Below are 14,955 nucleotides of genomic sequence, written 5' to 3' on the forward strand. Positions count from 1 at the left end.
GGTTGCTGGTCTTGCCATGGTTCACCTCGTTAGAGTTTATCGCTTAACGGGGTGTCCACGATTGCTGGGCAAGATCAAAGCGCTGCATGCGCCTGGGCGATTGCAGCAGGCGGGCGCTGCCTGTGCCGAGCAGGGCCCAGGCGCTCATGCAGGGCAGGGCCATGAGCAGGAAGATCAGCGACAGCTGCACCACCCGCGCCGTCTTGTCCGCGCTGTCGGCGGCGAACACGCTGATCACCGCGACCGCCATCATCCACACCTTGGGGTTCACCAGCTGCAGCGCCGCCGCACCCAGCGGGCCCAGCTCACGCGGGTTGGTCGCGCCGGTGTCCAGCGGCGCGGCCGCGCTGCGCAGCAACTGCCAGGCGAGCCAGCTCAGCCACAGGGCGCCGAGCCAGGCCATCGCTTGCTGCACACGCGGGTAGCGCAGCAACGTCTCGCCGAGGCCCAGGCCCACCAACAGCACGATCGACGCCGCCGCCAGGCAGGCGCCGAGCACCAGCGGCCAAGTGGCGCGCAGGCCGAAGCGCGCGCCGTGGCTGAGCACCAGGATATTGGTCGGCCCCGGCGTGATGCTGGCGACGAAGGCGAACAGCAGGAAGGGCAGCAGAGACTGCATGGCTCAGGCCCTCCCACCGCGGGTTCGAGGGAAATGACGCATGGCAGGGTTCTCCTGGGTTGGGAGGCCCATGCTGCGGCGCGGCGGCGGATCAGTCTGGAAGCTTTGAGCAGCGGCGACGGTAGTCGGCGGGGGTGAGCTGGTAGGCGCGGCGGAACCAGCGGCCCAGGTGGCTCTGGTCGGCGAAGCCCAGGGCGCTGGCCACATTGGCCGGGGTTTCGCCGCGGGCCAGCCGCTGGCGGGCCTTGGCCAGGCGCAGCTGGATCAGGTAGGCATGCGGCGCGATACCGAAGGCACTCTTGAAGGCGCGGCTGAGGCGGAAGCGATCCACCCCGCAGGCGGCCGCGATATCGTCCAGTCCGATGTCGCGGTCGAAGTGCATATGCAGGTAGTCGCGGGCACGCTGCGCCACCAGTGGCAGGCGCGGGTCCGGGTTCTCCCGTTTGCGCCATTGCAGCCGGCTGGTCATGGTGCCGAGCAGATCGTCGATGGCGGTCTGCCGCACGATGCGCAGGTCGCCCTCGTGCAGCGCCTGGAATGCGCGGAAGATGGCGCCGGCCAGGCGGCTGTCGGTGTTCAGGATATTGGCGAAGCTCGGCGTGCTGTCCGCCGGCGCATGCTCGAACAGCGCGTGCAGTTCGCGCTCCAGCCACTGCGGGTCGAGGTAGAGCATCGAGTAGGTGAAGCCTTCCTCGGTCGGCGCATGGCCGTCATGGATCTCGCCCGGCTCCAGCAGGATCACCTTGCCCGGCGTGCTCAGGTGCTTCTCGCGCCGGCAGTGGAACTGCTGCACGCCCTGTTCGGTAACACCCACCAGATAGCTCTCGTGCCAGTGCGGGTCGTAGGCGTGGCCCTTGAAATGGGCCCGGATCGACTCGATACCGGTGTCGGCATCCTGGGCGAGGTCGATCCAGTTACGTGTATCCACGGAGGCATCCCGGCGGGCGTGATGGGGCAGTGCAGACCTTAGCGTGTTTGCCCTGGCGGGTTTAGAAGATTTGTGCAAGGCGCCGGGCCGCGGCTCAGCGGTCGGCGATGTCCTTGATATACAGCGCCTCCACCTTCTCCCGCGCCCAGGGCGTCTTGCGCAGGAACTTGAGGCTGGAGTCGATGCTGGGCTCGTGCTGGAAGCAGCGGATGGCGATGAGCTGGCCAAGGCGCTCCCAGCCATGCTTGTCGACCAGGGCCTGGAGGATGGCTTTCAGGGTCAGGCCGTGGAGGGGGTCGTTGTTCATTGGTTGGGCTCAGGGCTTATTGAAGTCGGAGAAAAAGTTATTATTTTTTATCCCGTTCAGGGGGGGGCGGGACTGTGTGAGAGGAAACGATAAGGTACTCTGGAGTTGAGTCAAATAGTTGAAGTATCGGTGCGGGGATGTTGCTTTCGTCATAGGCTAATATGTTTTGGGTGATGCTTAATATCCAAAGTATGTTGTTCGCTGTAAGGGGGATTGATGAGTTTGATGAAATCAAGAACATTAATAGTTTTTTTCTGTTGCATCGAAGTATTTTTTTTAAAAATTCTTTATCTCTGCTGATTTCCGAAAAAGGTGAGTATATTTCGAGTGTTTGCAGTCGCAGCTTCATTTTGTTTAATATTAGCGACTGGATGTCAAGATTCCTATAAGAGTTATATGCCATGTCGTTTACAAGGTTCGATATTCCCCAGTCACACATCTCTAAAGTTGCAATTATGGAATTTAACCCGCGGGACTGGGCCGGATATTTTTCCCATTGCGCATGATTTTTGTATCGCAGATCATGCTCAATTTCATGCCAGCCTTCAGAGAATATCGTTCTAATCTGTACCTCGAAAGTGTTGTCTATTATTTCTGGGGCAGGGTTATTTAAGAATGAGTCTTTTGGAAAGTTGAATACTAAGTTATATTTCTTTGGTGAGAAGCTCGCTGTGTCAGGTGCGTCGACTGATTCCGAGTTGAAGGTGAAGAGGCTTTTTAGTGTTTGGGAAACAATACTTATATCCTCCTCAAAGTAGACGGTGACTCGAACGCCTAGGAAATCCTGCATTTTCTTGTCTAATTTCTCATATTCTGCTTTTTTCTTTGAGAGTTTTTGGTGAAGGGATTGAGGGGATTTTATGCGGGAGAATATTCTGAAAAATATGCCGAGGTTATTGAGCTTTAATTCAATTTTAGTCTGTATATCGCGTCGCGCCGTCTCAAAGGTTGTAGGGCTGTACGGGATCATTGCGCTCTCCCGAGGAGTTCTTTGATTAGTTTAATTTTTGAAAGATTTACCAAGATCGAAGTGTTTTCGATTTCAAGGATTTCTCTTTTTTTCAATGAAATAATTGCTTCTTCTACATAAGGTGCTTGGTCCGGTGCTATTCCCATCTTAATAGTTGTTATTGCTCTTCTAGAAAAAAGTCTGGCGGCTCCCGGAGGCCAGATTTTTGTTAATACGTGGCGTTCCCACTCTGAACATTGAAACTCTATGCCGCCTAGCACTTCGATAGTGGAGTCGAATCCGCTGCATCTATCCCAAGAGCATCCAAAAAAGATATCCCCATTAGTAAGATTGAGGGCTTGGCAGTCATAAAACTTGCAGCCTAGAAAATATGATTGGCTGATATTATTGAAGTTGAAGGTGCATGATCGAAAAATGCTATTAGAAAAGGAGGTTGTGGCTATTTCGCTGTTTTCTCCAAAATTGCAGTTGCTGAAATTTTCTTCTTCGAAAACCTCGTTGTGATAATTTCTCAGGATTTCTCCTCGTAAATAATAATCTGCCTGATACTTTCGTCTTGAAGAGAGCAGGTCGATGTAGAAGTTAAAGGTCTCCCAAAGAAGTTTTCTGGACTCTTGGCTCCTATTTCTGAATGAGGTTATTGCGTAATCTGCGAATCGTTCGTCTTCTACTATCCATTCCTTATTGTTGTTTGTTATTGCGCTTTCGCCAATAAAAAAGCCAAATACAAAATCGTTTACAAAGCCAATGGCTCCATTTGCCTTTCTATCCAGTAGCGCATGAAGAGACAGCTTCTCTACAATTTGTTCTTCAGTTGGTTTGGCTTCGGCGGGGTAACGCTGTCTAAGTGACTTTATTAGGTCGGAAGATCTGAAAGATATCTGCTGCTCAATGTTTTCTTTGGAGTCTGTCGTGGACTCTTGTTCTATAAGATGGTTTGCGAGCCCGATGAACACTGTTTTTTGTTCGTCGGGAGTGGCGGGGAGTTCTTGTCTGCCCTTTTCTCTTTCAAGGAGTTGCCTGAAATAGTTTTCTATTATTTTTTCTGTGTTTTGTATTATGGAGTCAAACTCTTCATCCTTTAGTCCTCGCAGCCAAGAAAGAAGTACTGGATTGGGGACGATTGATAGATCAAATCCTGCATCTAACAATTTAGATTTCCTTTCTTTTCCTACCCACTTCTCAATGTTTGGTTCTTGCAAGGTGAATCTGCGAACGTTGAATTGCAGTGAGTGATTTTCCTCCCAGCAATGGAATCCGTCTCCGGAGAATAATGCGGTTTTACGAGTGGTGAGAATAATTTTTGCGTTGTCATTTAATAGATGGCTGATCGTTTCAAGCATTGGTTCGGTGCTGTCGAGGAGCGCACTATCTTCACTGTTTTCAGTTTTTTTTAGGAGTTCATCGAAGCCGTCGATTATGAGGATGATGTTACCCTTTCTTATTTCATTTGTTATTATGCTTAGATTTAGGGTTGGGAATTGTCTGTTGATCTCATCAAGTAGAACGTATTTGAATATCTGGGCTTGTCTGTTTTTTGAGAGTTCGGCTAGAAACGGGATGGTCTTCTGGTTGCTGCTGGCGATTGTCTTTAGCACTTCATAGACAGTGGTTGTTTTACCAAAACCGGCAGCTGCTTCAACAACTATAAGGTGCGGTCCGGGTTGTTTGAGGATTTTGAATATTTCTTCCGTGACAGCTGTGTCGCCATCTGTGTCTTTGATAGCGGAATCTATAAAATCTCCTGGAATATAAATGTATTCAGCACCTGTGGTGAGCTTGTGCTTTTGGCAGTATTCTTTGTACTGATTGAGTAAGTTGCATTTTGTTTCATCTATTGCGAAAAAGCCATCAAATAGGGCGTCTTCGGCGTCGCTGTAGGAACGATATATTCTTATTTTGCTTGAATATCCAGCGGCCTCGAATTCTTTCTTTGCTTCTTCTGCTTCAAGTTCATTTTCGGGATCTGTAACAATGTCTGCATTGTGAAAATAACCTGTATCGTAAGTGTAAACACTGACGTGATTGTATTTTGTGGGGACCTTTTTGAAGCCGTAGGCCTGGTATGCTCTGTCAAATGCATTATTTTGCATATTGTTGTCTCTTGAAAGTGTGTGAACTTTGTTGCAACTTAAGCTTTTGCGGGGGCTTAAGTGTAGAGGTTTTGTTCTGTTGTCGTTGTTGTTGCGGAAAAGCCAGATGGGAATTGTGTGATGGAGTAATGATTGCACTTCGAATTCCCTCTCGAGTCATATAGCATGCGCGATGCAAGTTTTTCGCCGCTGTAGGGTGCTTACACTCTGTAATTCAGACGCCTCGAAGTTGTTGCTATTTCTAAGTCTCTCTTAAGCGTGGGCATTACCCCATCGGCGACAACCACCGTGCTATCGATGTCTTCTTGACGATGGCAGGATTGGTCTAAGCATAGCCGCTGTTTCGGTTGAGCAGTGTCAAGCTATTGCATTGACAGAACGTGCAGACCGGCGATGGGCGGTCTTCACCGATGACTTGTCGCATTTGCTGTATTCGGGACTGGCCTGGATCAGCCGTTGATCTCATGCGGCTTTGCCCGGTTGCGGCTGTACTGGGACGATGGCTTGCAGTTGGTGCCCAAAGTGGCGCGGATTGATCTCCAGCACGCTGTGCTCTTCCAGGCAGCACAGGCTTCGGCACCGCCCGCTGCTTTGCGCCAGTACCTTGGGCTCACGCCGAGTCTTCCTTTGGGGGGAGCCAGGGCGGATGTAGCCCTCCCGACGGCAGAAACCTGCCGTCGGGAGGGCACGGGTCAGGCTGTTTCAGCGCGTGCAGGGGCCTTGCAAGCTGAACTCTTCATCGACACTCAAGGCGGACCAGCCGAACCAGGCCGCGATGCCTAGCCAGGGGTCGGTACGCGCGACGATGTCCATGAAGTTCACGTTCAGCGTCTGTGTGAGGTCGTTCATCATGGCTTGGGTCGGGTAGCTTTTGATGGCGCCGCTGTCGTGCCAGATGATCGCGAACTCGTAGTACGGACCCTCGACATAGGTGCCGTCGGGCGCTTCGGGGATCGTAAGTCCGTCGTACTCGCCATACAGCGCCTGGTTGCCTTCGCTCCCTATAGGCGCTCCACAGCCGATCGCCCAGAACAGGGGCATCAGGGTCTGGTAGGTCTGCAGCATCAGGCCGTTCGCCATTGCGGTGGCAGTATCGCTGTCGGAGGCGGGGGCCGTGGGGTTGCTGGCGGGAATCGGCAGGTTGCCGCTGTCGGTGTAGATGTAGAAGGCGAGCAGGCGGCCGTGGTCGCTGGCGATGGTCTGGTAGAACTGGTCGAGTGCGTCGTAGCTGGACCCGAACGCCTTTGCGACGTTCTCCCAGTACTTACCGATGGTGACCGAGGAAGATGACCCACCGAGAGCACCGGTGACTATCTTGACGACATCGGTGACCGCCGTAACGGCGAGATTGGCCCACGCGGCGCCGGTACCGGAGAAGAACCACACCAGCGAGTAGCCGATGTCCTTGAGCATCTGACCGAAGTCCATCAGTACGCTGCTGCCGGTCTTGGCCTGCATGTTGAGGATGGCGCCGGTGATCAGCGAGTTCGCCGTGCTCTGCGCCGAGGTCAAGGTGCCCTTGGTATAGCTGTAGAGCGCCTGCAACTGCGCCACCGCATTCAGCTCCTGCCAGACGCTGTGAATGATCTGCAGCCAGTCGTCGGCATCGACGCCCGCCGGTGCGCTGGGGGCGGCAGGGGAGAGGCTGTAGTCGCCACTCGAATCGAACTGCAGCCACCCGCCGAGCAGGGCGTCGATGGTTCCCGAGGACCATAACGGAGACGCGGCCAGGCTACGCGGGTCGATGGATTGCCCTGAGCCGGGGGTGTTGTAGATGTTGCCCAGTACGCTACAGAGAGCGGAATAGGCATCGCCATAATCGGGCCAATCAACTGCCGGCTGATCCACGATGGCTTGCAGCAGGTCCATGGTCGGCTGCTGGGGCGCAAAACAAATGACGATATCGTGGGTGTAGTAGAACAGTTCATTCCCCTCGGAATCTCGATAGGGGCTGTAGCAGTAGCCGAAGGTGCCTGCGCCGCAGACCGCACCGTAGCGCATGGCCCAGCGATTGCCGGCCACGGCGAGGGTACGCATGTCGGTATCCATCAGGTTCGCATTGCCGGCGGGTTCGAGGATGCCGTCGATGATCTGGTCCATGAGCGCGGCGCGCCCGGCCTTGAGCACCTGGATGCCGCTGGTGGCGCTGAAGGCGAAGACGCCGCGGTAGGTCTGGCCTCCTTCGATAGCCATTTCCCAGCTCGGAATGCCGGCAATGTACGGGTTGCCGTTGGCGTCGGTCTGCGACACGGCGTAGGCGTGGGCAGCCGCGGCCCAGCGGCGTTCGTCGGGGTCGCCCGTTTGGCTGTCTGTCAGGGTCAGGGCAGGTTCGTTTCGATAGGCCGTGGCCAGTGCCGTGTTCAGTTCATCGTCGGTGGGTTGCAGCACGGTGACTTGAGTGCCCACCGGGAACAGGAAGGCGCCAACCACCGGATTGCCGTTGTCATCGAAGCCCGTCTCCCATGACGGGATGGCGAAGGCGTAGAGAGGGTTGCCGTTGTCGTCCTGCTGGCTGAGGGCCCAGCGGAGAACGCCGTTGGCCCAGTAGCGGTAGTCGATGAAGGGGCCGGTTTGCGGCACGTCGATACCTGCGAGCATTTGCAGGACTTCGCTTTGAAGAATGTTTGTCCAGGCGATCGCAACGTTGGCGTTCTGGATACTGCTCATAGCGGGAGGGGGCGAGGCAGGGCTGGTGGCGAGGGGGGATTGGTCCAGGCCGCTGACATGGGCAGGGTTGTACACGATAGATCTCCGTATCTTCATGGGTGATTAGGCGCGATGCTTTGCAGGTGCAAAGTCATAGCGCCTGGAGTTTAGCCAGGCGGGGTTGCCTTTCCACCGCCTGGGCTCTCCGTGCGGTGCTCACCGGGCAGGCGCCGGTTTCTGCCGCGCTCAACCATTCCACTCGGCATCGGCGTGTCCCGTCGCTCAGCCCATCGGCGGCAATCGCCGCGCTACCGAGGTTTTCTTGACGATGGCGGTGTTGGTCTCGGCGTAGCCGTTGATGCGGTCGAGCACTTCGTCCAGCTGTTCCATGGAGCGCACGTGCAGGCGGGCGATGAAGCAGTCTTCGCCGGTGACCTTGTCGCATTCGGTGAATTCGGGGGTGGCCTGGATCAGCCGTTCCACTTCGTGCAGCTTGCCCGGTAGCGGGCGTACCCGGACGATGGCTTGCAACTGGTAGCCGAAGTGGCGTGGGTCGATTTCCACGGTGTAGCCCTTGAGCACGCCGCGTTCTTCGAGGCGACGCAGGCGTTCGGCGACGCTGGGGGAGGAGAGGCCGCTGATCTGCGCCAGTGCCTTGAGCGAGCGGCGGGAGTCTTCCATCAGGGCGGCGATCAGGGCTTGGTCGATTTCGTCGGTCATTTTCAGGCTCGTTAGGTAAATTGCAGCGAATGCCTTTGCAATAAAGGCATCGGCCAGGTTTCGCCTAAGATTAGCCCTGGAGTGGCTGGGTGTGTATTCGAATAATGATGACTCCTCTCTCGGAGTCCGAATCATGGATAACGCACTCAAGCGCGGCTCGCTGGAAATGGTCGTGGCGATGCTGATTTCCGGCACCATCGGCTGGTTCGTGCTGGTTTCCGGCCAGGCGGTGGTGGATGTGGTGTTCTGGCGCTGCGCCATCGGCGCGGTGGTGCTGTTAGTGGTCTGCCGGGCGCTTGGCATGCTGCGGCGCGATCTGCTGGGGCGGCGCGTGCTGGCGCTGGCGGTGCTCAGCGGGGTGGCCATCGTCGGCAACTGGCTGTTGTTGTTCGCCTCTTATTCCAAGGCGTCCATCGCCATCAGCACGGCGGTGTACAACGTGCAGCCGTTCATGCTGGTGGGGCTGGCGGCGCTGTTCCTCGGCGAGCGGGTGACCCTGGTCAAGTTGGCCTGGCTGGGGCTGGCGTTTCTCGGCATGTTGGCCATCGTCAGTGCCCATGGTGGCGCGGGCAGTGGCGACAATTACCTGCTGGGCATTGCGCTGGCGCTGGGCGCGGCGCTGCTGTATGCGGTCGCGGCGCTGATCGTCAAGCGCCTGACTGGCACGCCGCCCCATGTGATTGCGCTGATCCAACTGCTGACCGGCACCCTGATGCTGGCGCCGCTGTCCAGCCTGGAGTTCCCCGAACAGCCGGTGGCCTGGGGCAGCCTGCTGGCGCTGGGCGTGCTGCATACCGGGGTGATGTACCTGCTGCTCTACGATGCGATCCAGAAGCTGCCGACCAGCCTGACCGGTACGCTGTCTTTCGTGTACCCGATTGCCGCGATCTTCGTCGACTGGCTGGCCTTCGATCACCGCCTGAGTCCGCTGCAATGGCTGGGCGTGGCGGCCATTCTGCTGGCGGTGGCTGGCATGCAGCGGGGCTGGAGCCTCGGCGGGCGCTGGCGTGCAGCACTGGTTGAGCGGGTCAGGTAGGGGGCTCACACCTCGATGTGCTCGGCCAGGTAGTCGATCAGCTTGCGCACGCTGGGAATCAGGCCGCGGCGCGAGGGAAACACGGCGTGCACGATGCCGCTGCGGGGCACCCAGTGGGGCAGGATGTCGATCAGCCGACCTTGGGCGAGGTCCTGGTCGACCACCATGTGCGGCAGTTGCACGATGCCGATGCCGCGCAAGGCGGCCTGGCGCAGCGCGGTCATGTCGTCGGTGATGTAGCGCGGTTTGTGCTGCACCCGGGCGCTGGCGCCGTCCGGGCCTTCCAGGCACCAGGCGTGGTCGCGCACCGGGCCCCAGTCGAGGCTGGGCAGCGTCGCGAGGTCCGCTGGCGAGAGGGGGCGTTCGAGGGTGCGCAGGATTTCCGGGCTGGCGACCAGGCGTTGCGGGCTCGGGCTGAGAATGCGCATCACCAGGTCGCTGTTTTCCAGGGGTGGGAAGCGTACCCGCAGGGCCAAGTCCAGCCCTTCGCTGATGACGTCCACCCGACGGTTGGTGGCTTCCAGCTGGATCTGCACCCTGGGGTGCTCGTCCATGAAGCGGCTGAGCAGGTCGCCGATGCGGTAGTGCAGCAGGGTGGTGGGGCAACTCATGCGCACCACGCCCTGCGGCTCTGCGCGGTGACGCTCGATCACCTCGCGTGCGGCTTCGGCTTCCACCAGCATGGCGACGCAGTGGCGGTAGTACTCCTGGCCCATTTCGGTGACCGAAAAGTGCCGGGTGGAGCGTTGCAGCAGGCGTACCCCCAGGCGTTCCTCGAGCAGGGCGATACGCCGGCTGAGTTTGGACTTGGGCATGTTCAGTGCCCGCCCGGCCGGGGAGAAACCACCGTGCTCGACAACGCGGGCGAAGAAGTAGAGGTCGTTCAGATCGTCCATCAGTGTTCACCAAATAGAACGCTGAGAGCAATTTAGCGCATCTACTGGCCTCTGCGATGCTGATTCATGATGGCTCCATGTCTTGGAGGAGCCATTCCATGAAACAGAGCCTCGGTGTTTACGGTGCCCCGCAGTCCCACTGGGTCGGCGATGGTTTCCCGGTGCGCACGCTGTTTTCCTACGACAGCCTGGGCAAGCACGTCAGCCCGTTCCTGTTGCTCGACTACGCCGGCCCGGCCGACTTCGGCCCGGCGCAGCGCCCGCGTGGTGTCGGGCAGCATCCGCACCGGGGGTTCGAGACGGTCACCATCGTTTACCAGGGCGAATTGCAGCACCGCGACTCGGCCGGCAATGGCGGGCTGATCGGTCCCGGGGATGTTCAGTGGATGACCGCGGGTGCCGGGATCTTGCATGAGGAGTTTCATTCCGAGGCGTTCACCCGCACGGGCGGCACCCTGGAGATGGTGCAGCTGTGGGTCAACCTGCCGGCCCGCGACAAATCGGCCGCGCCCGGTTATCAGACCCTGCTCGCGAGCGACATTCCGCAGCTACCGTTGGGGAACAACGCCGGCACGGTGCGCGTGATCGCTGGCGAATTCGCCGGGAGTCGCGGACCGGCCCGCACATTCACGCCCATGGACGTCTGGGACATGCGCCTGATCGCCGGCAAACAGGTGGCTCTCGACATTCGGGAGGGGCGCAATGCCGTCCTGCTGGTGTTGCGCGGCTCGGTGCGCATGGAGGGAGGCGCCCCGGTAGTGGCCGGCGAGTTCGCCTTGTTCGACCGCGCCGGTGCCGGGTTGCTACTGGAGGCGGACAGCGACGCCGTGGTGCTGCTGCTGAGCGGGGAGGCCATCGACGAGCCACTGGTCGGTCGCGGCCCTTTCGTGATGAACAGCGAGGCCGAACTCAGCCAGGCATTCCGTGATTACCGCAACGGCGCATTCGGCGAGATGGCCGGCCGGCCACACGACCTCTGACCCCCACAGCCCCGGCGCCGCGTGCATGTGGCCCTTCGGGGCGGTTTTCGAGACGTTTCCCCCGGTCTGGCCGCCCTTGGCCTGGCCTCAACCCGCAAGGAGATTCACCATGACTACCTATAAGCGCCTCGACAAGAACCAGGCCGCCGTCCTGCTGGTCGATCACCAGGCCGGTCTGTTGTCCCTGGTCCGGGACATCGAGCCGGATCGCTTCAAGAACAACGTGCTGGCGCTCGGCGATCTGGCCAAGTACTTCGACCTGCCGACCATCCTCACCACCAGCTTCGAGAACGGGCCCAACGGCCCGCTGGTGCCAGAGCTGAAAGAGCAGTTCCCCGCTGCGCCCTACATTGCCCGTCCCGGCCAGATCAATGCCTGGGACAACGAAGCGTTCGTCGAGGCGGTCAAGTCGACCGGCAGGAAGCAACTGATCATCGCCGGCGTGGTGACTGAGGTGTGCGTGGCTTTTCCGGCGCTATCGGCCTTGGAGGAAGGCTACGAGGTGTTCGTCGTCACCGACGCCTCCGGCACCTTCAACGCCCTTACCCGGGACGCGGCCTGGAACCGCATGGCCGCTGCCGGCGCGCAGTTGATGACTTGGTTCGGTGTCGCCTGCGAGCTGCACCGCGACTGGCGCAATGATGTAGAGGGCCTGGGCGCGCTGTTCTCCAATCACATTCCGGACTACCGCAATCTGATCACCAGCTACAGCACGCTCACCGCCGCCTGACCCTTCTGGCGCGGGCACGTCGGCGCTGCATCCAGGTCGTTGGCGCGCCCGCGCCGCGCCACCCGCTCTACCCCAAGCCCGCGCGCTGGCGAGCCAGCCTTCATGAATGCCGCAAAATCACGAAGGTTCGTGAAACGAAGCATGACGTTGCATACTCGAATGCCGCGACAAGCTGGCCGAAGGTATCGAGGCGCATGACGGATTGGCTGCAAGGCGAAGGAACGATGGTCGAGCAGGTTCGGCTGTACGATTGGGCTGGCACGCCCCTGGGGCCGATGCACAGCTGGCCCGACGTGCTGAAGACAACGGTGGCGCTAACGCTCGGTTCACGCTTCCCGCAGGCGATCGTCTGGGGAGAGGAACTGATCACCATTCACAACGACGCATTCGTTCCCATCCTCGGCAACAAACCTCCCGCGCTCGGCCGCTCCTTCAGCGATATATGGAAGGAAGCCTGGGAAGAAATCCGCCCCATCGCCGATGACACCTTTGCCGGCCAGGCGACCTATATCGAGGACTTTCCGCTGATCGTCGAGCGCGGCGGCCATCCGGAGCAGGCTTACTTCACCTTCTGCTACAGCCCGGTTCGCGACCATCACGGACGCGTCGTCGGCATGCTGGATACGGTGACCGAAACGACCAAGACCGTACTCGCCAACCGGCGCCTGGCGTTTCTCGATGCCCTTGGACGCGCGGTGGCCCATGCCACCAACGCCGACGCCATCATGGCGATGACCACGCGCATGGTCACCGAGCACCTGCACCTGGCGAACTGCGCCTATGCGGACATGGACGCCGACCAAGAGCACTTCACTGTCCGCGGCGACTGGGCGGAGACCGGTGCGGCGAGCATCGTCGGCCACTACCGCCTCCGCGATTTCGGCACCCGAATGGTCGATCAGTTGCGCGCCGGCCGGCCGCTGGTCATCGACGACACCCGGGTCGACCTGGCAGCTCCGGACGCCGCGGCGTTCCAGGCGATCGGCATGCGCGCCACGCTCTGCATCCCGCTGGTCAAGCAGGGCCACCTGACCGCGCTGATGGTGGTCTACGACAGCAAGCCCCGTCATTGGTCGAGCTACGAAGTGGCGCTGGTGCAGGAGGTGACAGAGCGCTCCTGGGCTCATATCGAGCGGGTGCGTGCCGATGCGGTGGTGCATGAGGCGGTCGATGCGCTTGCCGAGCTGAATGCCACCCTGGAAGCGCGGGTCGAGGAGCGCACGGCGCGCCTGGTGCAGACCGAGGCGGCGCTGCGCCAGTCGCAGAAGCTCGAAGCGATCGGCCAACTGACCGGAGGCGTGGCCCACGACTTCAACAACCTGCTGACGATCATCCGCTCGTCCGTCGACTTCTTGCAGCGGCCGGGCCTGTCCAGCGAGCGTCGAGAGCGCTATCTCACCGCGGTCTCCGATACCGTGGAGCGCGCCACCAAGCTGACCAGCCAGCTGCTTGCCTTCGCCAGGCGCCAGCCGCTCAAGCCGGAGGTCTTCGACGTGGGGCAACGGCTGGCGGGCATAGCCGACATCTTCGAGGCGGTGACGGGTGCCTGCGTTCGCGTGGCGCTCGATCTGTCCGAGCGGGCCTGCTACATCAAGGCGGACCTGAGCCAGTTCGAAACGTCGCTGATCAATATCGCGCTGAATGCTCGCGACGCCATGGGTGGCGAGGGCACGCTGACGTTGCGACTGCGTTGCGACGAGCCCCTGCCTCCCGTGCGTGGCCATGCCGGTTCCCAGGGGCCCTTCGTGGCCATATCGCTGAGCGATACCGGCACCGGCATTTCCCCGGAGATACTCGCCCGCATCTTCGAGCCGTTCTTCACCACCAAGGCGGTAGGCAAGGGCACCGGGCTCGGCCTGTCCCAGGCCTTTGGGTTCGCCAAACAGTCAGGCGGCAACATCGACGTTTCCAGCACTGTGGGCCAGGGCACCACTTTCACGCTCTATCTTCCCCAGGTGGCGCCGGGGCCCGAGCGCTGTGGGCCCTCGGAAGAGCCCGTAACGTTTTCCAGCGATGGCGCCAGGCGCCGGGTTCTGGTGGTGGAGGACAACCTGGAGGTCGGCCGGTTCGCCACCCAGATCCTGCAGGACCTCGGCTACGAGACGGCCTGGGCGACCAGCGCCGAAGAGGCGCTGGACCGGGTGGGCCGGGATGCGATGGAGTTCGATGCGGTGTTTTCGGATGTCATGATGCCCGGCATGGGTGGCCTCGACCTTGCCAAGGAGCTGCGCTGCCGGCGCCCGGAGCTACCTGTGATCCTGACCACCGGCTACAGCCATGCGCTGGCCCAGGAGGGTTACGAGGGCTTCGACTTCCTGCGCAAACCCTACTCGGCCGACCAGGTCTCGCACATCCTCAGCCGGGCGATGCGCAAGGACTGACCGGCGGTCACGCCCAGGCTAAGCCGGGAAAGAGCGGGGTGGGGCGCCCCACGTTAGGGGCTGTTGACGCGTCGGCGCCACCTCGGCGAAGCATCCACAGGCCCTAGTCAATCGACTTGGCCATTTCCGAGGTGGCAGTCCAGCCCAGCGCCTCGTACACCGGCTTGCCGGCCCGCGTCGCGTGCAGGATGGCAAAGCCCAGGCCGCGCCGGGCGAACTCGGCTTCCGCCCGCTTCATCAGCACCGAAGCCAGGCCTCGACGGCGATAGGCCGGCTCGACGAAAACATTGAGCACATAGCCGCGCTGGTCGAGGTCCGCATGGTTGGGGTGGGGTGGCCAGTCGATGCTCATCAGGCCAATCGCCGCCACCGGTTGGCTGTCGTCTATCAGGGCAAAGCCGTAGTAGCGGCCATCGGCCAGGCGCGGCTGCAACCAGGGCCGGAAGTGCTCGGTCATTACTCGCAGCTGCGCGGGGGCTGCCCCGGCTTCGAGGAACATGGCCTCGCGATGCCGACACACCATCTCCAGGTCGCCCGGAACCAGCCGGCGCACCGTCAAGCCTGAACAGTCGATTTCAGCGAGCGTTTCTTCCATCGCGAGGGTCTCGGGCGGAGCGGTCGATGCTAGGGCGCCCGCCCTGCAGGCCAT

The 14,955-nt window shown here is 59.9% G+C and carries 13 protein-coding genes; 4 read left to right on the top strand and 9 right to left on the bottom strand.

The window, feature by feature from the left end; genetic code table 11:
• Positions 1 to 43 precede the first annotated feature (43 nt).
• The 7 genes from ACWKV7_RS10830 to ACWKV7_RS10860 all read right to left on the bottom strand — a co-directional run bounded on the left by ACWKV7_RS10830 (position 44) and on the right by ACWKV7_RS10860 (position 8,283).
• Positions 44 to 619 (bottom strand): LysE family translocator, encoded by a 576-nt coding sequence (locus ACWKV7_RS10830; protein ID WP_483857676.1) that lies wholly within the window; start codon positions 617 to 619, stop codon positions 44 to 46.
• Positions 620 to 710: 91 nt separating this feature from the next.
• The gene (locus ACWKV7_RS10835; RefSeq protein WP_483857677.1) at positions 711 to 1,547 is read right to left on the bottom strand and encodes an AraC family ligand binding domain-containing protein; all 837 of its coding nucleotides are present in this window, start codon (positions 1,545 to 1,547) and stop codon (positions 711 to 713) included.
• Between the two features lie 94 nt (positions 1,548 to 1,641).
• The gene (locus ACWKV7_RS10840) at positions 1,642 to 1,854 is read right to left on the bottom strand and encodes a VF530 family protein (RefSeq protein ID WP_483857678.1); all 213 of its coding nucleotides are present in this window, start codon (positions 1,852 to 1,854) and stop codon (positions 1,642 to 1,644) included.
• A gap of 40 nt (positions 1,855 to 1,894) precedes the next feature.
• Positions 1,895 to 2,824: a hypothetical protein gene (locus ACWKV7_RS10845; protein WP_483857679.1), complete on the bottom strand. Its 930-nt coding sequence runs from the start codon at positions 2,822 to 2,824 to the stop codon at positions 1,895 to 1,897.
• Positions 2,821 to 4,917: an NACHT domain-containing protein gene (locus ACWKV7_RS10850; protein ID WP_483857680.1), complete on the bottom strand. Its 2,097-nt coding sequence runs from the start codon at positions 4,915 to 4,917 to the stop codon at positions 2,821 to 2,823. Before ACWKV7_RS10850 ends, ACWKV7_RS10845 begins: the two co-directional genes overlap by 4 nt.
• 702 nt (positions 4,918 to 5,619) lie before the next feature.
• Positions 5,620 to 7,515 carry a hypothetical protein gene (locus ACWKV7_RS10855; RefSeq protein WP_483857681.1) on the bottom strand — a complete coding sequence of 632 codons (1,896 nt, stop codon included), beginning with the start codon at positions 7,513 to 7,515 and terminating at the stop codon, positions 5,620 to 5,622.
• 330 nt (positions 7,516 to 7,845) lie between these two features.
• The gene (locus tag ACWKV7_RS10860; RefSeq protein WP_483857682.1) at positions 7,846 to 8,283 is read right to left on the bottom strand and encodes an Lrp/AsnC family transcriptional regulator; all 438 of its coding nucleotides are present in this window, start codon (positions 8,281 to 8,283) and stop codon (positions 7,846 to 7,848) included.
• 133 nt (positions 8,284 to 8,416) lie between these two features.
• Between ACWKV7_RS10860 and ACWKV7_RS10865 the strand changes: the two genes are divergently transcribed.
• Entirely contained in the window at positions 8,417 to 9,319 is a 903-nt protein-coding gene (locus ACWKV7_RS10865; protein WP_483857683.1) for a DMT family transporter, read from the top strand.
• A 5-nt stretch (positions 9,320 to 9,324) separates the two neighbouring features.
• Here the strand turns inward: ACWKV7_RS10865 and ACWKV7_RS10870 are convergent, their stop codons facing one another.
• Complete coding sequence (locus tag ACWKV7_RS10870; protein ID WP_483857684.1) at positions 9,325 to 10,215, bottom strand: LysR family transcriptional regulator; 891 nt, start codon at positions 10,213 to 10,215, stop codon at positions 9,325 to 9,327.
• 98 nt (positions 10,216 to 10,313) lie between these two features.
• On the opposite strand from ACWKV7_RS10870, the gene ACWKV7_RS10875 reads away from it, so the two are divergent.
• The 3 genes from ACWKV7_RS10875 (at position 10,314) to ACWKV7_RS10885 (ending at position 14,306) form a co-directional block, all read left to right on the top strand.
• Entirely contained in the window at positions 10,314 to 11,195 is an 882-nt protein-coding gene (locus ACWKV7_RS10875; protein WP_483857685.1) for a pirin family protein, read from the top strand.
• A 109-nt stretch (positions 11,196 to 11,304) separates the two neighbouring features.
• Positions 11,305 to 11,925: an isochorismate family cysteine hydrolase YcaC gene (gene ycaC, locus ACWKV7_RS10880; RefSeq protein ID WP_483857686.1), complete on the top strand. Its 621-nt coding sequence runs from the start codon at positions 11,305 to 11,307 to the stop codon at positions 11,923 to 11,925.
• Positions 11,926 to 12,119: 194 nt separating this feature from the next.
• Positions 12,120 to 14,306: a response regulator gene (locus ACWKV7_RS10885; protein WP_483857687.1), complete on the top strand. Its 2,187-nt coding sequence runs from the start codon at positions 12,120 to 12,122 to the stop codon at positions 14,304 to 14,306.
• Positions 14,307 to 14,409: 103 nt separating this feature from the next.
• On the opposite strand, the gene ACWKV7_RS10890 is transcribed toward ACWKV7_RS10885, so the two are convergent.
• Positions 14,410 to 14,901, bottom strand: coding sequence for a GNAT family N-acetyltransferase (locus ACWKV7_RS10890; protein ID WP_483857688.1), 492 nt, complete (start codon positions 14,899 to 14,901; stop codon positions 14,410 to 14,412).
• Between the last annotated feature and the right edge of the window lie 54 nt (positions 14,902 to 14,955).

It is taken from the genome of Zestomonas ipomoeae, assembly GCF_057128665.1.